The organism is Comamonas fluminis (genome assembly GCF_019186805.1).
GTDB classification, from domain to species: domain Bacteria; phylum Pseudomonadota; class Gammaproteobacteria; order Burkholderiales; family Burkholderiaceae_C; genus Comamonas; species Comamonas fluminis.
Genome location: NZ_CP066783.1, coordinates 840232 through 860015, shown reverse-complemented (window position 1 = coordinate 860015; position 19784 = coordinate 840232). Strand labels below are relative to the sequence as shown.

The 19784-nt window shown below is 61.5% G+C and carries 22 protein-coding genes and 1 pseudogene; 7 read left to right on the top strand and 16 right to left on the bottom strand.

Features of this window, described 5'->3' with window-relative positions; genetic code table 11:
• Positions 1–25 precede the first annotated feature (25 nt).
• Both JDW18_RS04275 and JDW18_RS04270 read left to right on the top strand, forming a co-directional pair.
• On the top strand, positions 26–1240 hold the full coding sequence (locus JDW18_RS04275; protein ID WP_218242489.1) for a hypothetical protein: 1215 nt from the start codon (positions 26–28) through the stop codon (positions 1238–1240).
• A gap of 76 nt (positions 1241–1316) precedes the next feature.
• Positions 1317–1601 (top strand): annotated as a pseudogene (locus JDW18_RS04270) (ATP-binding protein); the annotation flags it as partial.
• Between the two features lie 156 nt (positions 1602–1757).
• Here JDW18_RS04270 and JDW18_RS04265 read toward each other — a convergent pair.
• The 13 genes from JDW18_RS04265 to mads1 form a co-directional block, all read right to left on the bottom strand.
• Positions 1758–2690 (bottom strand): CorA family divalent cation transporter, encoded by a 933-nt coding sequence (locus JDW18_RS04265; protein WP_042797683.1) that lies wholly within the window; start codon positions 2688–2690, stop codon positions 1758–1760.
• Positions 2691–2695: 5 nt separating this feature from the next.
• On the bottom strand, positions 2696–3232 hold the full coding sequence (locus tag JDW18_RS04260; protein WP_034054001.1) for an MOSC domain-containing protein: 537 nt from the start codon (positions 3230–3232) through the stop codon (positions 2696–2698).
• Between the two features lie 23 nt (positions 3233–3255).
• Positions 3256–3702, bottom strand: a complete 447-nt coding sequence (locus JDW18_RS04255; protein WP_218242488.1) for a hypothetical protein — start codon at positions 3700–3702, stop codon at positions 3256–3258.
• A gap of 13 nt (positions 3703–3715) precedes the next feature.
• On the bottom strand, positions 3716–4693 hold the full coding sequence (gene egtD, locus JDW18_RS04250; protein WP_034053995.1) for an L-histidine N(alpha)-methyltransferase: 978 nt from the start codon (positions 4691–4693) through the stop codon (positions 3716–3718).
• A complete protein-coding gene (gene egtB / locus JDW18_RS04245) occupies positions 4690–5883 on the bottom strand; it encodes an ergothioneine biosynthesis protein EgtB (RefSeq protein WP_218242487.1) in 1194 nt (397 codons plus the stop codon). Before egtB ends, egtD begins: the two co-directional genes overlap by 4 nt.
• 21 nt (positions 5884–5904) lie before the next feature.
• On the bottom strand, positions 5905–6666 hold the full coding sequence (locus JDW18_RS04240; protein WP_042797684.1) for an FAD-binding oxidoreductase: 762 nt from the start codon (positions 6664–6666) through the stop codon (positions 5905–5907).
• Positions 6659–7267: a sulfite oxidase-like oxidoreductase gene (locus tag JDW18_RS04235; protein WP_008647302.1), complete on the bottom strand. Its 609-nt coding sequence runs from the start codon at positions 7265–7267 to the stop codon at positions 6659–6661. The genes JDW18_RS04240 and JDW18_RS04235 overlap by 8 nt, the downstream gene beginning before the upstream one ends.
• 17 nt (positions 7268–7284) lie before the next feature.
• The gene (locus JDW18_RS04230; protein ID WP_008647310.1) at positions 7285–8694 is read right to left on the bottom strand and encodes a mercuric reductase; all 1410 of its coding nucleotides are present in this window, start codon (positions 8692–8694) and stop codon (positions 7285–7287) included.
• The gene (locus tag JDW18_RS04225) at positions 8691–8972 is read right to left on the bottom strand and encodes a DUF427 domain-containing protein (RefSeq protein ID WP_034053981.1); all 282 of its coding nucleotides are present in this window, start codon (positions 8970–8972) and stop codon (positions 8691–8693) included. The genes JDW18_RS04230 and JDW18_RS04225 overlap by 4 nt, the downstream gene beginning before the upstream one ends.
• 32 nt (positions 8973–9004) lie before the next feature.
• A complete protein-coding gene (locus JDW18_RS04220) occupies positions 9005–10225 on the bottom strand; it encodes a bifunctional alpha/beta hydrolase/OsmC family protein (protein WP_008647313.1) in 1221 nt (406 codons plus the stop codon).
• Positions 10222–10662, bottom strand: coding sequence for a peptide-methionine (R)-S-oxide reductase MsrB (gene msrB, locus JDW18_RS04215; RefSeq protein ID WP_034054008.1), 441 nt, complete (start codon positions 10660–10662; stop codon positions 10222–10224). The genes JDW18_RS04220 and msrB overlap by 4 nt, the downstream gene beginning before the upstream one ends.
• A gap of 567 nt (positions 10663–11229) precedes the next feature.
• Positions 11230–13314 (bottom strand): protein adenylyltransferase SelO family protein, encoded by a 2085-nt coding sequence (locus tag JDW18_RS04210; protein WP_218242486.1) that lies wholly within the window; start codon positions 13312–13314, stop codon positions 11230–11232.
• A gap of 28 nt (positions 13315–13342) precedes the next feature.
• Positions 13343–13558, bottom strand: coding sequence for a methylation-associated defense system helix-turn-helix domain-containing protein MAD1 (mads1, locus tag JDW18_RS04205; RefSeq protein WP_054254674.1), 216 nt, complete (start codon positions 13556–13558; stop codon positions 13343–13345).
• Positions 13559–14429: 871 nt separating this feature from the next.
• Here mads1 and JDW18_RS04200 point away from each other — a divergent pair.
• Both JDW18_RS04200 and JDW18_RS04195 read left to right on the top strand, forming a co-directional pair.
• Positions 14430–14702 carry a helix-turn-helix domain-containing protein gene (locus JDW18_RS04200; RefSeq protein ID WP_218242485.1) on the top strand — a complete coding sequence of 91 codons (273 nt, stop codon included), beginning with the start codon at positions 14430–14432 and terminating at the stop codon, positions 14700–14702.
• Entirely contained in the window at positions 14699–16006 is a 1308-nt protein-coding gene (locus JDW18_RS04195; protein ID WP_218242484.1) for a HipA domain-containing protein, read from the top strand. The genes JDW18_RS04200 and JDW18_RS04195 overlap by 4 nt, the downstream gene beginning before the upstream one ends.
• Positions 16007–16031: 25 nt before the next feature.
• On the opposite strand, the gene JDW18_RS04190 is transcribed toward JDW18_RS04195, so the two are convergent.
• The 3 genes from JDW18_RS04190 to JDW18_RS22525 form a co-directional block, all read right to left on the bottom strand.
• Positions 16032–16589 (bottom strand): HAD domain-containing protein, encoded by a 558-nt coding sequence (locus JDW18_RS04190; protein ID WP_218242483.1) that lies wholly within the window; start codon positions 16587–16589, stop codon positions 16032–16034.
• Between the two features lie 138 nt (positions 16590–16727).
• On the bottom strand, positions 16728–17438 hold the full coding sequence (locus tag JDW18_RS04185; RefSeq protein WP_218242482.1) for a metallophosphoesterase family protein: 711 nt from the start codon (positions 17436–17438) through the stop codon (positions 16728–16730).
• A complete protein-coding gene (locus JDW18_RS22525) occupies positions 17435–17833 on the bottom strand; it encodes a hypothetical protein (protein ID WP_246610271.1) in 399 nt (132 codons plus the stop codon). Before JDW18_RS22525 ends, JDW18_RS04185 begins: the two co-directional genes overlap by 4 nt.
• Positions 17834–17932: 99 nt before the next feature.
• Here JDW18_RS22525 and JDW18_RS04175 point away from each other — a divergent pair, with 99 nt between their 5' ends.
• From JDW18_RS04175 to JDW18_RS04165, 3 genes are read left to right on the top strand one after another with little or no spacing between them, the layout of a single operon-like run.
• On the top strand, positions 17933–18922 hold the full coding sequence (locus JDW18_RS04175; RefSeq protein ID WP_059401744.1) for a hypothetical protein: 990 nt from the start codon (positions 17933–17935) through the stop codon (positions 18920–18922).
• Entirely contained in the window at positions 18919–19209 is a 291-nt protein-coding gene (locus JDW18_RS04170) for a hypothetical protein (RefSeq protein WP_059401743.1), read from the top strand. Before JDW18_RS04175 ends, JDW18_RS04170 begins: the two co-directional genes overlap by 4 nt.
• Complete coding sequence (locus JDW18_RS04165; protein WP_059401742.1) at positions 19206–19745, top strand: hypothetical protein; 540 nt, start codon at positions 19206–19208, stop codon at positions 19743–19745. The genes JDW18_RS04170 and JDW18_RS04165 overlap by 4 nt, the downstream gene beginning before the upstream one ends.
• Positions 19746–19784 lie beyond the last annotated feature (39 nt).

Sequence of the window (19784 nt, the reverse complement as noted above, 5' to 3'; positions counted from 1 at the left end):
TGGAAGGGGTCAAACCGCCGCCTGGATGCTCCACGATGCACCGCACCTGTGCGATGCCACGCTCATCCTTGTGGACATCAAACATGAGTTTCTGCACCCCTTCCTTGAGCACGAGTTCGCGTTTGTAGGGAACCAGCCAACCATCACCTCGCACCAGCGAGTACCTGTTGGCATCGCCTACCCGCTCGGCATCACCTCCTTCGTTTTCAAGGAGCTGACCATGCGCTACGACACCTGGTCAACCACGCCAGGTGGCTCGGCCGACGACGGCGGCTTCGCGGAAAAAGGCCTGGAGGGCTACTTCTCGCCGCTCAAGACCATGCTGCGGGTGCAGAAGCTCGCACTTCCCCCAGTCATCCTCCAGAACATCCGCACGATCTCCACATGCGATGGCATTGAGGGACGCATGGCCATGGTGAACGAAGGTGGTCTCAACGGCGCGCTGAACATGCTCGACCAAGGACCAGGCGTCTCTGGCAGTGTACGGATCAAGGTCAAGACGGCCGATGGCTACAAGAACTTTGATGTGCCCTGCGCGACCGCGCTGCGCACGGTCTTTGCTCAGATGCAGGCATTCGTCGTCAACGAAGCTGCCACGATGTCTTCTCCGATGGCCAGATCCATTGTCACGAGCAGTGGCATGGGCGAAGCAATGGGCATCAACAAAGGTGCCACTGAGCGGGCCAAGCAGATTCAGAAAGAGCTGGACGGGGTCGTGAGCCAGTTGCTGGAGTTGACTGGAGCAAGCTCGTCAACGAGCACAGCGAAAACCGAGCAAGATCTCGAAACCATCATGACCGGCGCAAACGGGAACCCTGCCCAGATGGCCCGCGCGTTCGAAAACCAAACAGCTGTTACGGCCGCCAACACCATGGCGAACGCCGTGTTTTCGCGGGTCATGGCCGCCTGTGGCACACGAAATTCATCGGAGTGCAACCAAGCCACCTACAGCTCTTCCGAAGCGATTGCTCGGGGCGCCGTGAACGCGGCCGGGGAAGCCAGCGTGTTCAGCGCCTTCATGTCGCACGCCATGAACGCCCTGCTCTACATCTACGTCATCCTGTCGCCGATCATCCTGATGGTGGGTGTGATCATGGGTGTCGCCGGCCTCAAGATCTGGGGCGCGTATGGGCTGCACCGGCGAAACACTCACCCGCGCAACGTGTCCGCCATCGCCTGGAACGCTGTCCGCGATGGAAATGGAATCACTGTCCGCCATCAGTGGAATGCGCAGTTTTGATCTTTGCCCGCGGTTGAAGGAACTCAAACAGCGCCACCTCTTTGTGCCACGCGGCACCAAAGTGCCCGCAGAAATCGCTGCGGTGTTCCACCTGCTCTCCAAGCTCTACGAGCGAACGAGCGTGGTGATCACCACCAACCTCACCTTCTCGGAATGGAGCAGCGTCTTCGGCGACGCCAAGATGACAACCGCCTTGCTCGACCGCCTCACGCACCACTGCCACATCGTGGAGACAGGCAATGAGAGCTGGCGATTCAAGCACTCCAGTGCCGCTGGCGCGGCACCGTCCAAGCCACGTGCAAAAGCTCAGAAAGGAGATCGAAAAGCAGCAGACCCGATAGACTTATCCACAACCGAGTAGCCAGAACATCCATCAACCCAGTGGCTCAGTATTCGACGTGATCACTGGCTCAGTTGTGCTGATGAATCAACAGGCACGTATCGTTTTTCCTAACAGCGCACCCGTCCTTGATGGACGGCTCCGAAGATACATCTCAAACAGTCCACAAACCGTCTACTAAAGCCATTTGAACCAGCGAAAGACCGCTACCAACCCAACACTCATTAGTAAGCAAAGACCTACCAACACCCAGAAGCCATTGGTGGCATCTGCGAACGGCAGTCCCAGAAGATTGGCGCCAAACAGGCCAGTGACAAAGTTCAAGGGCAAGAAGATTGTGGATACCACGGCAAAAACATAAGAGCTTTGATTCAGCTGTCGCTCCTGAATGCGGTTTGCCTGGTCACTGAGGATATCGATACGGTCACGCAAATTCTCCAGCGTTTCGAGCAACCGCAACAGCTGGTTCAGGTGCTCCTCCAGTCGGCCTCGGTGATTTATATTCAGCGGCGGGACGACGAGAGTTGTCAACGTTTGAAGAACGGCTCGCTGGGGGCCAAGATGACGAAGAAAGCCAGAGATCGCGGTCTGGGTATTGGCCATGCTCGGGCATGCCGCTTCCGTCTGGTGCTGAACCAGAAGGCCGCCGATCAGATCCACCCCATCCTCCAGCATCTCGACCTGCTCGGAAACTTCCGCGAGGTGCTCTTCGATGAGATCGCAAAGGAAGTCACCTGGCGTTGCAGGGCCGCGCCCCTGAGAGATGTCTTCTGCAAGTTCGAGGATGGGATCCACATCCTCCTCGCGGGTCGTGATAACCCGACGCTCATCAATCCAGATTCGCATGGACACCATGTCCTCTGGATGCCCCACTCCATCAGCTCTCAGATGCATCGCTTTGAGCAGAACCATCACACCCTGCCCGTGGACGCGCAACCGCGACCGGGTATCTTCAGAGACCATCGCTGCGGCGATCAGCTTGTCCAGGCCGGTCGCGCTCGAGAGAAAACCTTCCGTCTCGCGGTGGTGGATGCACATGTGCAACCACGACGCACCGCCGGTCATCTGGAGAAGATGGAGGAACCCAGGCGTACGCTCTGCTTCGATCATGGCTCTCAGCCCACGGTGGATTCAACGTCAAGGTTAACGGTATCTCCAACCCGTAGCACGCCACCTACGACGATCCGTGCCGTGGCGCCCCCGTGACCACGCAGCGCGGCGTAACCGCCTTCACCGAGCTCGTCCTCCATGCGTGAACAAGGAGGACATGGCCCCGTGATTTCAATGCGGACCGAACCGCCAATTCGCCAGACAAAGCGCTCTTCCCGGAAAGGTGAATGCATCGCGGCGATGTTGATCCCCGAGATCACGAGGTTGCGCCGCAAACGCTCCGGGGCAATTGGGGCTTGCCCCGTCCAGACCCCGAGCAAGCTGAGGTGCTCAGCCTGGATCAGACTCAGCTCGCGATGGCGTTGCGCATCCGACTGACGAAGCCGCAGGGAGCGGTGATCGCCAATCAGCCCGAGACCCGGTTCGGCCCTGGCCTCCTGCACGGACACAGCGTCCTTGAGGCGATCCGGGCGCAGAACGATGGCACCAAGTCGACCTGTGCCATGAAAGCGCCGGACCAAGTCGCGCAGCGTGCCGCCCATCGTTCAGACTCGAATGAGGTGCATCACAAGACTTCCTCTATGTGCAGTTCGCGTTGCCGGAAGCTGACAACATCACCGGCTCGGGCATTTGCGATCGCTGCGTAGATGGGCGCCTGGGTGGAAATTCCCATGTAGGTGTTGCCGTCGCACTGGAAGGCATCGCTAGCAACCGCAATCACGAACCAACGCCCGTCGATGCGAACCACGGCGCCTGTCTCCACCGAATCCCGGGGACCGAAATCGATCTGACGTAAGACTTCCAGGGCCTCCTGATGATCGTGAATGGGGCATTCGAACGCCTGCGCCAGAGCGGCATTGTTGACGGCCCGCGACGCCGCATCGCTTTCACTGGGTTCATCTCCGCGGCCCGCCGCACCGACCAGGTATTGCGCATAGGTCTGTTCAGCAAACCGCAGGCGCCCTTCGGCAAGGTCCAGCATGGTCTGGCGCAGATGGGTCTTGTTGCTCATTAGGACTCCTTTTTCAGGTCGACGTTTGTTGCGTTGGGGTGAACGGTAGCCGGTGCCAGACGGTGATGGCGTACCAGCCTCGGGGGTCGGTCAGGGTGCAGGTGTTGTCAAACCCGCTTCGGCGTGCGAGGTGTTCGATTGAAGCCAGGGAGTATTTCTGGGATTGCTCTGTATAGATGGTCTCCCCGGCATGGAATACAAACCCTCGGTCAAGGGTTCTGCTGTGGACCACCTGGTCAACTTGGCTCACCAGAAAGCTTCTGGCCACGTGTTCCAGCGGACAGTAGCTGGCGTAGTGCCGAAATTTCGTCAGATCGAAGTCCATGCCCAACTCGCGATTCAACCGCGTCAGCAGATTCAAATTGAACGCAGCGGTCACGCCCTGTGAATCGTCGTATGCTGCGCGCAACATGGCCGGGTCCTTGACCAGATCCAGACCAAGCAGCACAAGGTCACCCGGGCGCAAATGCGAATGCACCCGCTGCAGCAGCTTGACGGCACCGTGTTCGTCGAGGTTGCCCAGATTGCTGCCCAGCAACATTGCAACCTGGCGTCGCCCTTCGGCAATCTGAGGCCAATGCTCGAAATAGTCTCCCAGCACCGGTTCGATGGCCATGCGGGGGAGGTACGTGTCAAAGCGGCGGCTCAGATCCGCTAGGGCGTGTGCGGACACATCCATAGGCCTGTAGATGCAATCCACTTCACGTTGCGCCAGTGCCTGGCACAGCGACAGCGTTTTGGCCCCGTCGCCGCTGCCCAGTTCAATCAGATCGATCGGGCTGCACCGAGGATCTATCCACCGGGAAAGCTCATCCGCGCGTGAGCGCAGCAGCTCGTGCTCAAGGCGTGTGAGGTAGTACTCGGGCAGCGCCATGATCTGCTGAAACAGGCGCGAGCCCTCATCGTCGTAGAACCAAGCGGATGAGAGCGCCTTCTGTGGTCGCGTCAACCCTTGCAGAACATGCTCCGTCAGTCTGTCCCGATCAGTCATGCGGACTCCCGCGAGCGAACAGGACGGATGCCCGTGAACTGCCAACGCAACGGAGCGTGAAAGAAGTTCCGGTATGTCAAACGGGCGTGGCCCGGCGATGTGGCCCAGGACGCTCCGCGCAAGACCTGCTGGTTCACCATGAACTTCCCGTTGTATTCGCCCACTGCGCCCTCGCTGCGGGCAAAACCGGGATAGGGCTGATAGGCACTGCGCGTCCATTCCCATCGACGCCCCCAGTCGAACCGGCTTGCCGCTGCTTCCCACTCGAACTCGGTGGGCAATCGCCACCCCGCCCAATCGCAGAAAGCGTGTGCCTCGTAGTAACTGACATGCGTGACTGGTGCCTGACTGGTCAGCGGCATCACCCCCTGGAGCGTGTAATGACCCCATCCGTCAGGCTGGTTAGGGTCGGGCTGCCAGTACATCGGCGCACGGAATTTAAGCGTTTGCACCCAGTCCCAGCCTTCCGCATGCCAGAGCGAATGGCGCTGATATCCTCCGTCGCGCATGAACTGAAGGTATTCATCATTGGTGACTAGCGCCACACGGATGTCTACTCCTTGAATGAGCGCCAAATGCGATGGCGACTCGTTGTCGAAGGCGAACCCTGGCCCCTGGTGGCCCATGCGAATCGTCTGCCCTTCGACGCTAAGCCAATCGTCCAGTGGTGGGCAGGTTCCATCATGTTCGGCCGTCACATCTTGGGGACCGATGCCCAGAGGGTCATACGCCGGATGCAATGGGTTGTGGCCCAGGATGTACTTGATGTCTGTGATCAGCAACTCCTGATGCTGTTGTTCATGCTGCATGCCCAGCTCTACCAAGGCCGCGACCGCGGGCTCCAGTGGTTCCTTCAGCATACGGCGCATGGACTCGTCCACATGCGCGCGATACGCCATCACCTCAGCCACCGTCGGGCGACTCAAGCTCCCTCGCTGCGGGCGTGCCAGGTGAGCGCCCTCCGATTCGTAGTAGCTGTTGAACAGGTAGCCATACAGAGGATGGAACAGTCGATAGTCCGGCTGTTGTTTCGCGAGGACAAAAGTCTCGAAGAACCACGTGGTGTGGGCCAAGTGCCACTTCGGCGGACTGACGTCGGAAACCGGTTGGGGAACATGGTCCTCGGCACTCAGAGGGGCACACAGACGTTCGCTGCGCGAACGGACAGAGACGTATCGGGTTAGGGTCACGGCAGATGAGAAAAAAGAGAGTCAACTTCCGAAGCGCTCGGTGCGGATGGAGACCTCGGGCACATTTAGCCCGGTGACCATATGAACGATGGACTCGACAAAGTCATTACGCCCGCAGATGAAAACCTGCGCAGATTCGGTCGCCACATCACCCAATTGCTGCAATGCCCAAGCAACATCGGCTCCATCAATGCGGCCAACGTGGTCCTGTGCGCGCGGGGCACAGGTATCCCGCGAGAGCGCCAGTCGGCTGCGAAACCGCGGCGTAAACGCTTCCCATCGCTGCAGGGTGGGCCAGAGCAACACTTCGTCAAGATGGCGTGCGGCAACCAACAGCGTTGTATGCGCTTGGCTGTATGCACCCACGCGTTGCGCTGCCATGGACAAAAGGGGAACGACGCCAGATCCTCCCCCAATCAGCAAGGCTGGTCGTGTGTTCGACTCGTCAAGCACAAAATGACCTCCAACCGGTCCGAGGACTTCAATCGTTTCGCCGTGCTGGGCCTTGTCGTGAAACCAGGTGGATACTTCGCCATCGTCCAAACGCTCAATGCCAAGCTCATAGAGCCCGGTACGTTGAGGAGGTGAGAGGAGTGAATAGCTCCGTTGTGCCTGATAGCCGTCTTCCGCTGTCAGTCGGACATCCAAATGCTGGCCCGGCCTCGGGCGAACCCATCTGTCAGGACGCAGCACCACCCGCATGACGCGTGGAGTCAGTGCCTGCAACGCATCGATGCGTGCGGTCTGCCAGCTCAGCCGGTGTTGACCAACAGCCTCATCCATAGCGCTCTTCCTTGAAAGGGTCGCCTCGCATGTGATAGCCCCGCAGTTCCCAGAACCCGGCCTCGTCGCGCTCGTTGAACTGCAGCGCATTGACCCACTTGGCCGACTTCCAGAAGTAGAGATGCGGCACCAACAGGCGTGCCGGTCCCCCGTGCTCGGGCGCGAGCGGTCGGTCGTCGTAGTGCGTTGCGATCATTGCGCGCCCTTGTGTCAGATCGGCCAACGGCACGTTGGTGGAGTAGCCGTCCTGAGAATGCGCCAACACCCAAGGCGTGGGCGCTTCCAGTCCGGCCGCCTGCAACAAGGTGTCCAACGTCACACCGCGCCAGCGGGTGTCGAATTTCGACCAGGTGGTAACGCAATGGATATCGACCACCTGCTCGGTCTGGGGCAGGGCCTGGAATTCGCTCCAGGTCCAAACGCGAACCGGCCGCACACCGACCTTCAAGGTCAAGCGCCAATCGCCAAGCGCCAAGGCTTTTGGGGTGGGGCCCGCAGTCAGCACGGGAAAACCTTCCGTCAGGGACTGTCCTGGCGGAAGTCGACCGCCGTGGTTGTGGACATCGCGATTGCGGCCGCTGAATGAGCGGTTGATGGGCATGGTGTGGGTCCTCCGGCTCACCCAGGACTTGCGGTCAAGGGCTTGCGTCGATCAATGATGGTGGGCAGGAACTCGGTGACCGTCGGGTGAACGGGCAATGCATCCCGGACCACCTTCCAGGTGCCGCCACTGGCCATCACCAGACCGATCGCCTGGATGATCTCGTCCGACTGGATCCCGAGCATGGTCGCTCCGAGGAAATGACCACTGTCCTCATCGATGAGGAGCTTGATCTTGCCCACGGTTTCGCCTTCTTCCTTCGCGCGACTGACGTCCTTCATGGCGTGAACCGCCTGGGAAATGCGTCGCCCTTCGGTCACGAGTTTTCGCGCGTCGGCCTCATAAAGACCGACGTGGGCCAGCGGAGGATCGGTAAACATGGCATAAATGCCGACGCGCGCGGCGGCGCTGCGTTGCCCTCCGGCCAGGTTCTCCGCCACGATGTCCTGATCGTGGTAGCTGGTGTGGGTAAAGGCCCCGCGCTGATTGATGTCACCCAGCGCCCAGATGCCGGGAACCGCGGTTTCGAGCCGGTCGTTGGTGACCAGGTAGCCTCGCGCACTGACCTCCAGGCCCACCGTTTCCAGGCCCAGACAGTCGGTGTTCGGTATTCGCCCGGTGGCCACCAGCAGGTGGCTGCCATCCACGCTGCGGCCACCAGCCAACTGCACCCGCACGCCAGCGTCGTTGTCCGCCTTGCCGACCCGCTCAATGCGCACGCCGGTGTTCACTTCGATGCCTTCCGCTGTCAGCATTCCGGTCACAGCGGCTGCAATGTCCTCGTCCTCGCGGGCCGTGAGGCGGGGCCCTGTTTCCAGAATGGCAACCTCACTTCCCAGCCGCCGAAAGATCTGAGCCATCTCCAGGCTGATGTATCCACCGCCGATGATCACCAGCCTGGACGGTAATTCACGCAGCGCCAACAGCCGTTCGTTGTCCAGGAACGGCAGCTCGTCCAGCCCAGGCACCGGCGGAACAAAGGGACGTGTGCCGGTGTTCAGCACCACCTTGGGCGCCACCAGCTGATGCTCGCCGGCCAGCACCACGAACTGTTCGCCGTCACGGCCCGCCAGGCGACCGCGCGCCTTGATGATGGTGAGTCCTTCCAACTGGCCCAGCCAGGCCTGCAGGCCAGAGCGAGCCTCCTCCACCCGGCGTTGCATGCGCTCCATCGCTGCCCTGAAGTTGACCTGGACCGACCCGGTTTGCACACCGAATTCGCTGGCCCGGCGCGCCATGTGAGCCACACGAGCCGACTTGCGTAGGGTCTTGGTTGGGGTGCAGCCCCGATTGACACAGGTACCACCCAGGTCACGCTCCTCGATGAGCGCCACCTTCATACCCCGGGCAACGAGTGTCGCGCCCAGAAAGGGACCGGCCTGACCGGCTCCGATCACGATCGCGTCGAACCTCTGTTCCCCGCTCATGGCCGCACCTCGACACCGCGCCAGAACGCCACCCTGCCGGTCACCGCCTCCGCACCAGCCTTGGGCGACGGGTAGTACCACGCCGCGTCAGCGTTCACGTCTTCGCCGACCACCACGTCGTAGTAGCTGGCCCGCCCCTTCCATGGACAGGTGGTGTGCGTATCGCTTGGTTTGAAATGTTCCGGGCGCAACGCGTCGTGTGGGAAATAGGCGTTGCCTTCAACTTCCACGATGTCATCGCTCTCAGCGATGGTGGTGCCTTTCCAGATGGCTCTCATGCTCCGTCTCCTTCGTTTGTGTGTGGTTGGGATCAGTCCCGAATCAGTGTGGTGGTGATCACCGGATGGTTCTCCAGCGTTCGATGCACGGGGCAACGATCGGCGATGCGCAACAGGTCCTGTCGCTGGCTTTCACTCAACGGTCCGCTCAGCAGGAGCTGCCGCGTGACGTGGTCAACCTGTCCCGAGCGATCCCCGCACTCCTGGCAATCGGTCGCGTGCGCGCGCTCATGACGCAACCTGACCTGGACATCCTTGAGCGCATAGCCTTTTCGCTTGGCGTACTGGCGCAATGTCATGGACGTGCAGGCGCCCAGCGACATCAGCAGAAGTTCATAAGGATCGGGCCCGCGTTCGCCACCACCCACTTCCTTGGGCTCATCGGCGTCGAGGTGGTGCGGACCTGCTCGCATCGATCGCCAGAAGGCGTGATCGTGCTCCCCCACCCACACCTCGCCCGCACGAAGGTCCGACGGCGCATCGTTTCGCTCGGCTCGCATCGGCAGAAACCGCGAGGCCCAGGCGCCAATCAGGTCAGCCGCATACTGCGCATCGGCCGGGCGCGTGAGCAGATGGTCCGCATCGTCCAGGCTGATGAAACTCTTAGGATGTCTGGCCGCCTTGAACAGGTCCTGTGCCTCGCCGATGTCCACCACCGCGTCACTTGGCGCGTGCATAACCAGCAAGGCCGCGCGAAGCCCCTTGACCGGGTTCTCGTGGGCTTGGGCCTGGAGCTCTTCAATGAAGGCCGGCGCGATCCTGAACGCCCGGCCGCCCAGGTCGACCTGGATCTGCCCATCCTCTTCGGACTTGGTCGGACCGAAGTGACGAAGCACATGGTCGGCCGTCGCGGGTGCGCCCAGCGTGCAAACCGCCCGTATGCCGTCGAGGCGGGCAGCCGCCGCGATGGCCGCCGTCCCCCCCAGGCTGTGTCCGACCAACAGTGCAGGCATGCCGATCGTGCTCTGCATCCAGTGCACCGCCGCCACAATGTCCGCCACGCTGGACGAAAAGCCACCGCGCCCGAAGTCGCCTTCGCTCTCGCCCAGACCGGTGAAATCAAAGCGCAGCGTGGCGATGCCCTGCTGAGCCAGCGCCCGGCTGATGCGGGTCGCGGCGAGAGAGTTCTTTCCGCAGGTAAAGCAGTGGGCAAACACCGCCAGGGCTTGTAACGGTGCATGGTCCGGGCGTTCCAAGACACCCACCAGCAGACCCTGGCTGCTGCCAGCGAAGCCTACCTTTTCGCTGCTCATGCTTTCTCCAGTGCCAGGGCGTTGATGCAGTAGCGCAGACCGCTGGGCTTGGGTCCGTCGGGAAACACGTGACCCAGGTGGGCGTCGCAGACGTTGCACGTCGTCTCCACCCGCACCATGCCGTGGCTGTTGTCTCCGTGATAGCCCACCAGACCCGGGGCAATGGCCTGCGTGAAGCTGGGCCAGCCGCTGCGGCTGTCATATTTGGTCGACGCATCGAATAGTTCAGTGCCGCAGCACACGCACCGGTAGATCCCGGGCGAAAACAGCGTACACATCGAGGAGCTGTGCGCCCGTTCGGTGCCCTTGAGCCGCGTGATTCGGAACTGCTCGGGCGTCAGCTGTTGGGCCCACTCGGCTTCGCTGCGCTCAACTCGGCGCGGTGGCGTCGGGTTGCCCGTTTCCACCAGTTGAATCACTCCTTTCCAAGTCAACATGTCGGGCCCAGGCTCCGGTGCCGCCGGTTCGTTTTCCAGCCGCTTGAGAAAGGTGACGAGCTTGTCGGCGTCGATTCGGAAATGGTTGTAGACCACTCTGCCATCGGGATCGATCAGGATGAACCAGGGTGTGCCGCCGTTGCGGTAGCGGCGCATCAGCTCCGAACCCGCGCCGTCCTGTTCGTCACCGGCGTCGTGCCCGAAGGGAATGCCCAGCGCGTAGCGGGAGTGATTGGCCAGCATGCGCTCCCAGGTGTTCGAACCGAAGTCCTCGAACACGGTCTGGACTGCGGCGAACCCGACGAAGTCGCTCCCCCGAAACGCGTCGACCACCCGGGCAAGCGCCGGAAAGCCGGTCGCATGGCACCCCGGGCAGGCGTCCTGAAAACAGAAGATGAGCTTGAACCGGCCGGGCATGCGGTCCAGGTCGAAGTGTTCCAGCGCCTGGCCCGACGCGTCCACCCACCGGGTCACACCCAGGGGAGCGGCCGCTTCGCCAAGGACACCGGGTTCCTGTTTCGTTGTGGTCATGCGAAGTCTCCTTTCAGAAATCGTTGGGTACCCCAATCAGGTGCCGCAGAAGGTGCGGTGGGCTGCGGCCACTTCGGGCGAGGCCGGCAGCGTGAATGGCCGCGCGGACTCCACCGTCTCGTACGGCCGCCCCAGCACCGCCAGCAGGCGCTCGAACGGACCGAGGTCGGCCTCGTCCACGGCACTCGACAGCGCCGCCTCCACCTGGTGATTGCGCGGGATCACGAAGGGATTGACCGACCACGCCGTTGCGGCGCAGTCCTGCAAGGTCCTTCCCTCCCGGGCCATGCGCTGGCGCCAGCGCGCCAGCCAGTCCGAGAGCGCCGGGCGCTCCCGTCCGAACAGGTCGTGCAGTGCGGCATCCGGCCCCGTGATGGCGTCGGACAGGAGGCGGAACGCCAGCGTGAAGTCCACCTTTTCCCGCTGCAGCAGCTGCAGGAAGTCGTCCGCCAGGGCGCGGTCGTCCGGCTCTTCAGCGGCCAAGCCCAGCTTGGCGCGCAGCTGCCCGGTCCAATGCCGGTCAAAGCGCACGGCAAACCCGGCCACCACCTGTTCCACCCGTTCCACGACGTCGATATCGCGGGCGTCCAGAACCGGCAGCAACGCTTCGGCCAGACGGGCCAGGTTCCATTGCGCCATGGCCGGCTGCTGGCCGTAGGCATATCGCCCCTGACGGTCGATCGAGCTGAACACCGTGGCCGGATCGAAACCCTCCATGAACGCACACGGACCATAGTCGATGGTCTCGCCCGAAATGCTCATGTTGTCGGTGTTCATCACCCCGTGGATGAAGCCCACGCCCATCCAGCGTGCAATCAGCTGCGCCTGCCGCTCACAGACGGCCTCCAGCATCGGAATGGGCTTGTCGGAAAGCTTGGCGAGGGCGGGGTCATGCCGCGCCACGGCATAGTCGAGCAGCCGCCGAAGCATCACCTCCTCCTCCCGCGCCGCGAAGAACTCAAAAGTGCCCACCCGCAAGTGGCTGGCCGCCACGCGCACCAAGATCGCCCCGGGGGGCGAGCCCTCGCGGTTCACCCGCTCACCGGTCCGGATCAGGGTTTCAACCAGGAAGCCGCCCGTGCCGCACGATGAATCCAGCACGCGCTCGTGTTCCTTGGGGGCGAGCATTTGCACTACGAGGCGAATGGCGCCACGGGGGGTGAAGTATTGGCCACGATCCCCACGCAGGTTGGTGCCCACGATTTCCTGGTAGGCCGTGCCCTTGGCATCGACATCGGTGCGGCCAAAGTCATAGCGTGCCAGCTCGGAAACGATGAAGGCGAGCGCCCGGTCGGACAGGGTGATTTCTTCGTTACCCTTGAACAGGCCGTGGTACTTCTTCTTGACCGCCTCGAAAAGCGGCTTGATGCGCTTGCGGATTTGTTCACGGCCAGCAGGGTCAAAGGGCTCGAACGCGCCTACCCAGAACTGCCGCGCTTCGTTGGGCTGCTGTTCGTCATACATCTTGCAGAAGATGAGATACAGAAACTGCCAGAACGCAGCGTCCTTGGGCATGCCTTCATTGCCGTGGATGTAGTTGTGGCAGCGCCGGAAGGCGATGCGCAGCATTTCCGGCTCGGCACGGCGCAAGCGCCCCATGGAACGGCCTTCGACGCTGAAGGTGTCATCACCCAGGGGCCAGTCACCGATGGGCTTGAACTTGGTGTCGAAGCGGGTGACTTCCTTCTTGAAGAAGAAAAATTCCAGGCCATTAGTCCACAGGCCGTAGTCGCAGCTATCGACTTCGGCCATCACGGTTTCGAGCAGCTCAAACTCTTTGCGCGCCTCTTCCGGGTCACGCATGCGGTAAGCGCCCTTGGTGCCGATCTTGGGCTCTTTCTCGACCACAACGGCGCGGTAGAGGTTGTCTTCGGTGTGAGGTTGCCCTGGCTTGAAGATGGCAATATCAATCTTGCGGTTCTTGCCGTGCAGCTTGACCTTGAAGTCCGGCTCCATGTCTTCGGCGGCAATGCCGTATTCATGAATGATGGCGCGGGCAATGCGTTGACGCACCCGCTCCTTGTCGGTTTCTTTGACTTGCTTGCCAGTGATGTAGTCAAAGACCTTACCCTCTTCGAGCGCACTCTCGGGCGCTTGGGCTTCTAGATCGAGGTCACTCATATCGCTGTTGTCCTGTGTGGGGCGCTGCTTAGGCATTGCGCGGCTCCTTGTCGTCAAAGTCGTCGCTGCCAGAGGCGGCACCGCCTTCCCGCACCCAGGCGTCCACGTCTTCTTTCTTGAACTTCCAGAAGCGCCCGACCTTGTGCCCCGGCATGCCTTTGGAGGTGACCCAGGAGTAAATGGTGTCCCTGGCAACGCCAAGATAGTCAGCGATTTCATCCACGGAAAGCCAGCGGTCGTCCATATCAATATCCATGCACATGTGAACGGAAACGTACCGTGACAACGGCGACAGTTGAACACAGTGTAAGCCAGCCTGACGAGGCTGAAGCCGGTTTGACCAGGTTTGAGCCGAATGAGACCGTTTGAACCTGCGGTGGAATCATCATCGACTTGGTTGACTGACCACTCCAGCACCATGGTGACACCAAACTGCTCCTTCGCAGCACGCAATTGACACCGCGATGAACCAACTCGCCCCCTTGGTGGCACCCACACGGCACGCTCACGGCACCGTGACGACACACAAGTCGCAAATGGCACGGGGCACGGCAGCACCACGAGAGCACCCAACGAGCACACATACGGCTCCGTCATGGCTCCTTGACGACACGCTGCCAGAGACAGGCCTCGCTTTCTGCACTCCAGCACCATGGAGGCTCTCTCCCAACACCACTGCGGCACGCTGGCAGCGCCTATGTGGCACCTTTGTAGCACCGCACCTGGACGCAAAAGCCACAAAGAACACCTGTCCCCAGCGCCAATCGCCCCCATTCTTTGTGCTGGTCGATGAAGCACAAAGAATGGGGCCGCTGGGTCAGATTTCGGGAGAAATCGGGCACGGCGGCATCCTGGGGACAAAACCGCTCTCTCCTGCGTCCAAGGTGATCGCTTCATTTGCGGCCACTTGCCGCGTTGCCGCCACACGCGGTCTTGTGGCCTGAAACGATGGCGTTACCCTGGCACCAGCCAAGCCATGCAGAATTGCGAATCCCTCAGATTGTCAGGATTTATCCTTCCATAGCGTCGGATTCCCAAGAATCCACACAATCGTAAGGATTCGTTGTCAAACGCTCCAGCATGATAGAAAATCCTCTCAAACGCGAGGATTAACCATGCACATACCCATCCCCAACGCCGCCGCCATCGGTCAGGTGGTGCGCGCCAGCCGCAAGGTGCAGAAGATCCGCCAGGACGACGCCGCAGGCAGCATCGGCGTGAGCGAAAACTTCCTGGGCAAGATCGAGCACGGCGGCGAGACGGTGCAGTGGGGCAAGCTGTTTCAGGTGCTGGAGGGCCTGGGCATCCGGGTCATGGTGGACGTGCCCGAGAGCGTGGCGGCTTATCTGAACGACCCGGCCAATCACAAGGACAAGGGCAAGCCATGAGTGGCCGCTCTTTGCGCGCATCGATCAATCAGCAGGAAGTTGGCAGTTTGCAGGAAGTGGCAGGGCTGTGGAGTTTTCAGTACACCCCGGACTGGCTGGCCAACCCCAAGGGCTTTGCGCTCAGCCCGCACATTCCCTTGTCTGCGCAACCTTTGCTGGATGGCGCCAGCCAGCGCCCGGTGCAGTGGTACTTTGACAACCTGCTGCCGGAAGAAGATCAGCGGGTGCTGCTGGCCAAGGATGCCCGGCTGGATGCAGCGGACGCCTTTGGCCTGCTGGCCTGGTACGGTGCGGAATCCGCCGGGTCGGTGACCTTGCTGCCGCCAGAGGCCGCGCCGCAAACCATCGAGCTCTTGCGCCCCTTGCCGGACGATGCGCTGCAGGCGCGCATCCGCCAGTTGCCCAAGTCACCGCTGACGCATGCTGCCATCAAGCGCATGTCGCTGGCCGGTGCGCAGCACAAGCTGGCTGTTGTTCTGGAAGATGGCGCACTGTTTGAACCGGCGGGCGCTACGCCCTCCACCCACATCCTCAAGCCAGATCACCCGGACGCGGACTACCCGCATTCCGTGATCAACGAATGGTTTGTGATGCGCCTGGCCAGGCGGCTGGGCCTGGATGTGCCTGAGGTGCATCGGCGCTACGTGCCGTCACCGGTGTACCTGATCGATCGCTTTGACCGGGTTGCCGGTGCGCAAGGCTGGCAGCGCCGCCATGCGATCGACGCCTGCCAGCTGCTGGGGCTGGATCGCAGTTTCAAATACACCCAAGGCAGCATGGACAGCCTGGCCGCGCTGGCCAATGCCTGCCGCAGCCCGGCGGTGGCGCGCTCGCGACTGTTTGGCTGGCTGGTATTCAACGTGCTCGTCGGCAACAGCGACGCACACCTAAAAAACCTCAGCTTTCTGGTGTCGCACGAGGGCGTTCAGCTGGCGCCGTTCTACGACCTGCTGAGCGTCGCCACGTATGACTCACCGGCCTTCGACAAAAGCGGCTGGCCTGCGCAAACCCAATTGGCTTGGCCGATCCTGGGCGTGCGGCACTTCTCGGACATCCGCCGGGGCCTGTTGCTAGAGGCCGGTGTGGCGCTGAATCTGGTCAAAGGCACGGCCGAGCGCCTGCTGGAGAATTTGCGCAGCCGCATCGTTTCCGAGGCTGAAGCGTTGTATGCCGAGGTCGAGGCCGAGAACGCCAGGATCGCCCATGCACGCCCTGAGCTGGCAGCCACGATGGCGGGTGAGTCCCGCTGTGTCAGGGCCATTCCGCATACCGTCATCAAGGAGATGGCCCGGCAGATTCAATGACGGTTGTACGAGTCGCAATGCGCCCTTATTTTTCACCGCCCTGGCCTGGCGCGTTCATCCGCCGAGGCTGTGTTTGCCTCGTTGCAGATTCCAAAAGTCCCTGCAAACGAGCCAGTGCCGCAGGATCGCCCAACCCTTGTTGCGGATCGGTCTGGATCAGCCGACCATGGTCAGCTTCTGCCCACCCCTCAGGGGCATCATCAATGGCAAGCCAGTTCTCCAGTTGCGCCCTATCCACGTAGCGCCGAATTTGTTGATAGCGGGTCGCTCGATCCCACCATGTATTTCTGTTTCGGGTGCGGAAATCGCCATAGTCATTGGATGCCATGCGGCTGTGCCATGTTGCACCGATGACGCGCTGTTGCAGTTCAGGCGGCAGGAAGCTGCGTGCCTTCGTGAACCTCAATTCCCGCGCCCAGCTCGTGCTGAGGACGATCTGCACGTCAGGGGAATTTTTCAGCGTGTCCACCAGCAGCGGTGCCCACATGAACAGAGCACCTTCTGCGCGCAGCACTGGACGACCCTTGACCAAGTACGCCTCATCAGGGTGCAAGACTCCATCAAAATCCAGGAACAGAATCACCTTGATCTTTCAAGAAATGTTCTTCGGATTGCACCTGCATGCCGGAGCCATCTTCGTGTGTTGTCACCGCACGCAGTGCAGAAGTCACCCATCACCGTGATTTCGACCTTGTCGGCGTAGGGCAAGTCATCCATTCCTTTACCGCAGGCGCCCTGCCCGCACATGGTCAAACTTCCCCGGCTGAATGCAACCGCCGTTCATGTCGGTCACCCCGCAAAACCCCACACCAAAGGCCGCAAACCCCAGTCGCACCTGATCGCGGCCGTAGTCCAGGCAGTCATGGTGGTGGCCATGGAACGCCTTGCCCACACGCAGGCTGCGCGCCAGTTCATCAATCGCATCAAAGCCATGCGGGTGCGCGCTGGGCGCCTCGTGCGTCACCAGAATATCGGCACGTTGCGAGACTAGGCGAAAGTAGTCCTCCGGAAAGATCGAGCTGCGGTGCTTGCGCGGCAGGCCGTCGCGCCAGCGATTGCCCCTGCCGCAGCGCGCGGTGAATTCCTTGGATGACTCGTAGAGCCAGTCCACGGGCGGCGTCCACACCTGCCCCCGGAATACGCCACCGAGCCCGGCTATGCGCACGCCATCGACCACGGCGACGCGGCCATGCAGATTTCTGTCTGCCAGTGCCGAACCAAACAGGTGGTCATAGTCGGCATCCGAGTCCGTGTCGTGATTGCCGTGGATGAACCACACTTCGGTCAGCCCCAGGATGGATTCCAGCTCCACGTCCAGCGGTCGCTGCGCCTGCAAATCGCCCAGAAAGACGATGGCTGCGGGTCGATCCCTGGAGACGACCTCCAGCACATGCCGGAAGTGGCCGTGGGTGTCGCCAAAGAAGTAAATCATGGCGCCCTCCCCGTCCGCAATTTGCGCTCCACCCAACCCTCCCAGTCCCAAGCGTAGGCAGCACGTTCCACCCCCTCGACGATGGGACGCCCGGAGCCATGAAGCGCCACCCAGAATTCCTCCCGCCATGGCTGCGGGATGTCTGCCAGATCGACGTAGAAGCGCCCGCCTTCCGCGTTGCGGATGGGCACGCTGGCGAGCAATTCCTGCCGAGTCAATCCCCGTGGCAAGGCCTGACCCGCTTGCAGCAGCAGGGTGGCGATTTCAACCTGTCGGGCCATCTTTTGCGCTGGTGTCCATTGGCTGGCGTAGCCCATCTTGAGCAGCAACGCCCATTCCCGACGTAGAGCGTCCGCCTGCTTCTGGCTCATGGGCTGGGCATCGTTGGCTGTCATGTTCATCTCCCGAAAAGGATTGTTGTCACAAGCATGGGCTTGCGTGGAACGGCAATTTCATGGATAGTTAGTTTAACTAGTGTTGTTAATTAAACAAGCATGTCACGTCCACGAACCGGCAGGCAGACCTCCGCCGAATACCAACGCCGCTACCGCGAGCGCAAGAAGGCCCAGGGCGCCATGGCGCAAACCAACTGGATGCTGGACGTGCGCCTGGCGGATGCGATCCGCCACGAAGCCAAGGCCCGAGGCCTGCGCGAGTCTGAGCTCGCCACGGACATCCTGGGTGACTGGTACGAAGCGCGGTTTGGCGGGCGGTTGCCACTAGCACAGCCCGAACCGCCCCCGGACACCGCTGCGCCCACCCCGCCAACGACCTCCATCAATGCCACAGTCGAGCTGCTGCTGGGCAAGCTGGAGGAGTTGGGTTTCATCATTCCGCTACAGGGCATGGCCACGCAGTGCCTGCATGGAGACGAGCACAATGGCCTGTGGGCCACGGTCACCCTCAACGGGCTGGATGCCATCGAGTTCGGCCTGGTCGAGCGCACCGACGGCCTGGCTCAGAACATCCTGCATTGCGTGGTGGACACGGTGGCGCGCCATGCCTGGCTGACCAGCGACGCCTACGGCGAGCTGAACCAGGACAGGGACATCGGCACAAAGATCAGCACCAAAGGCCTGCAGGCACTCGACGATGTGTTTGCACGGTTGCGCGAGTTCATCATGGCCAAGCGCAAGCCGCTGCACTATGAAGAAACGCTTGCTGCCCTGCCGAACTACCTTGACCAGGAGCCGTCACGCTCGCTGCTGGCTCTGGCATTTCAGCGCGTGGGCCTGGAGCTGGTGCATGTGGCGCCCACCGATCTGGTGATCTCTGCGGCTGAGCCACCAGAAAACATTGCGCTGCATGACCTGCAAGCCCTGGCGCAGTACGTGCGGCAGGAATTCCTGCGCATGGGGAAAACGGTCTGCACCTTCCCGCTGTGGGATGGCGGAGAACTCATCGCCTTCGCCCCCGAGGAACGGGCTGTCGTATATGCCGGGCTGCGGATGCAGTTACCTGATACCGAGGGGGGCAATCCATGAACACCACCGAAGCCGCCGAGCTGGCGGCCGAGCTGCGCAAGGCCGCACAAGACCTGCTGCTGTGCGTCAATGTCATCGTGGGGCAGGAGAAGTCCCTGGCCGCTGATCTGTTGAGGCATTTTCCGGGGCGGCTGGAATTGCTGGCCTTGCGTGTGACGCCGCGCCCCGAGCGCGATCTGCCGCCGGAGTGGCCGCAGTGGAATGCGCCCGGTGAAACCCATTTTCAAGCCCTGCTGGAACGCCAGCAGTGGAGGTTGCAACGTCGTTCAGAAAGGAACTCGTCATGATTCAGAACCTGCGCGCTCTGCGTCGCTGGATTGCTGGCGGCCTGGCTGTGCTTGGCATTGGCCTGGCGTGGGCACAAATGCCAGTGCCGCTGCTCGACGCCGCTATCGCACCCGCCACTGTGCAGCAGCTCGAAGCCTTGCTGCAATGCAAAGCCGGAACGGTATTGAAGACCGATGAAGTGGAATCCGGGCTTCGCGCTATCGGGCTGGTCAAAGGGGCCGATGGCTTTTTTGTACCCCCACGAAAAAGCCCTCGACCATCGCTGTTTGGGGACGAAGTGGTGGCCGCGCTGGTGACTGCCGCAGAAGGCGAGAAAAAAGCGACCGTCTATCTGAAACGCCAGACGGGCAAGCAGATGGCGAAACGGCTGGGCGTCAGCCAGATCGACGAACAGGCGGACACCGACGAGCCGTCCTACTTCAAGCAGCCCAGCAAGAAAAACACTTTACTGGTTGGTGCGGCATCCGAAGTGTTTGTGGGTAACGACAGCATCAAGTACCGGTCAGCGGTGACTTGTCAGCGCGCGGCGCGTTGATCGCCTGGGAAACGGGGATGGCTGTCAATCGCTGCATCA

What these genes read in the sequence shown, in the direction of transcription:
- JDW18_RS04255 (WP_218242488.1), bottom strand. Translation starts at nt 3,702, where the DNA reads ATGAGCAACAAGACCCATCTGCGCCAGACCATGCTGGACCTTGCCGAA.
- JDW18_RS04210 (WP_218242486.1), bottom strand. Translation starts at nt 13,314, where the DNA reads ATGAGTGACCTCGATCTAGAAGCCCAAGCGCCCGAGAGTGCGCTCGAA.
- msrB (WP_034054008.1), bottom strand. Translation starts at nt 10,662, where the DNA reads ATGTTGACTTGGAAAGGAGTGATTCAACTGGTGGAAACGGGCAACCCG.
- JDW18_RS04175 (WP_059401744.1), top strand. Translation starts at nt 17,933, where the DNA reads ATGTCACGTCCACGAACCGGCAGGCAGACCTCCGCCGAATACCAACGC.
- JDW18_RS04185 (WP_218242482.1), bottom strand. Translation starts at nt 17,438, where the DNA reads ATGATTTACTTCTTTGGCGACACCCACGGCCACTTCCGGCATGTGCTG.
- JDW18_RS04200 (WP_218242485.1), top strand. Translation starts at nt 14,430, where the DNA reads ATGCACATACCCATCCCCAACGCCGCCGCCATCGGTCAGGTGGTGCGC.
- egtD (WP_034053995.1), bottom strand. Translation starts at nt 4,693, where the DNA reads ATGACTGATCGGGACAGACTGACGGAGCATGTTCTGCAAGGGTTGACG.
- JDW18_RS04275 (WP_218242489.1), top strand. Translation starts at nt 26, where the DNA reads ATGCTCCACGATGCACCGCACCTGTGCGATGCCACGCTCATCCTTGTG.
- JDW18_RS04195 (WP_218242484.1), top strand. Translation starts at nt 14,699, where the DNA reads ATGAGTGGCCGCTCTTTGCGCGCATCGATCAATCAGCAGGAAGTTGGC.
- JDW18_RS04165 (WP_059401742.1), top strand. Translation starts at nt 19,206, where the DNA reads ATGATTCAGAACCTGCGCGCTCTGCGTCGCTGGATTGCTGGCGGCCTG.
- mads1 (WP_054254674.1), bottom strand. Translation starts at nt 13,558, where the DNA reads ATGGACGACCGCTGGCTTTCCGTGGATGAAATCGCTGACTATCTTGGC.
- JDW18_RS04240 (WP_042797684.1), bottom strand. Translation starts at nt 6,666, where the DNA reads ATGGATGAGGCTGTTGGTCAACACCGGCTGAGCTGGCAGACCGCACGC.
- JDW18_RS04260 (WP_034054001.1), bottom strand. Translation starts at nt 3,232, where the DNA reads ATGGGCGGCACGCTGCGCGACTTGGTCCGGCGCTTTCATGGCACAGGT.
- JDW18_RS04220 (WP_008647313.1), bottom strand. Translation starts at nt 10,225, where the DNA reads ATGAGCAGCGAAAAGGTAGGCTTCGCTGGCAGCAGCCAGGGTCTGCTG.
- JDW18_RS04225 (WP_034053981.1), bottom strand. Translation starts at nt 8,972, where the DNA reads ATGAGAGCCATCTGGAAAGGCACCACCATCGCTGAGAGCGATGACATC.
- JDW18_RS04170 (WP_059401743.1), top strand. Translation starts at nt 18,919, where the DNA reads ATGAACACCACCGAAGCCGCCGAGCTGGCGGCCGAGCTGCGCAAGGCC.
- JDW18_RS04265 (WP_042797683.1), bottom strand. Translation starts at nt 2,690, where the DNA reads ATGATCGAAGCAGAGCGTACGCCTGGGTTCCTCCATCTTCTCCAGATG.
- JDW18_RS22525 (WP_246610271.1), bottom strand. Translation starts at nt 17,833, where the DNA reads ATGACAGCCAACGATGCCCAGCCCATGAGCCAGAAGCAGGCGGACGCT.
- JDW18_RS04235 (WP_008647302.1), bottom strand. Translation starts at nt 7,267, where the DNA reads ATGCCCATCAACCGCTCATTCAGCGGCCGCAATCGCGATGTCCACAAC.
- JDW18_RS04230 (WP_008647310.1), bottom strand. Translation starts at nt 8,694, where the DNA reads ATGAGCGGGGAACAGAGGTTCGACGCGATCGTGATCGGAGCCGGTCAG.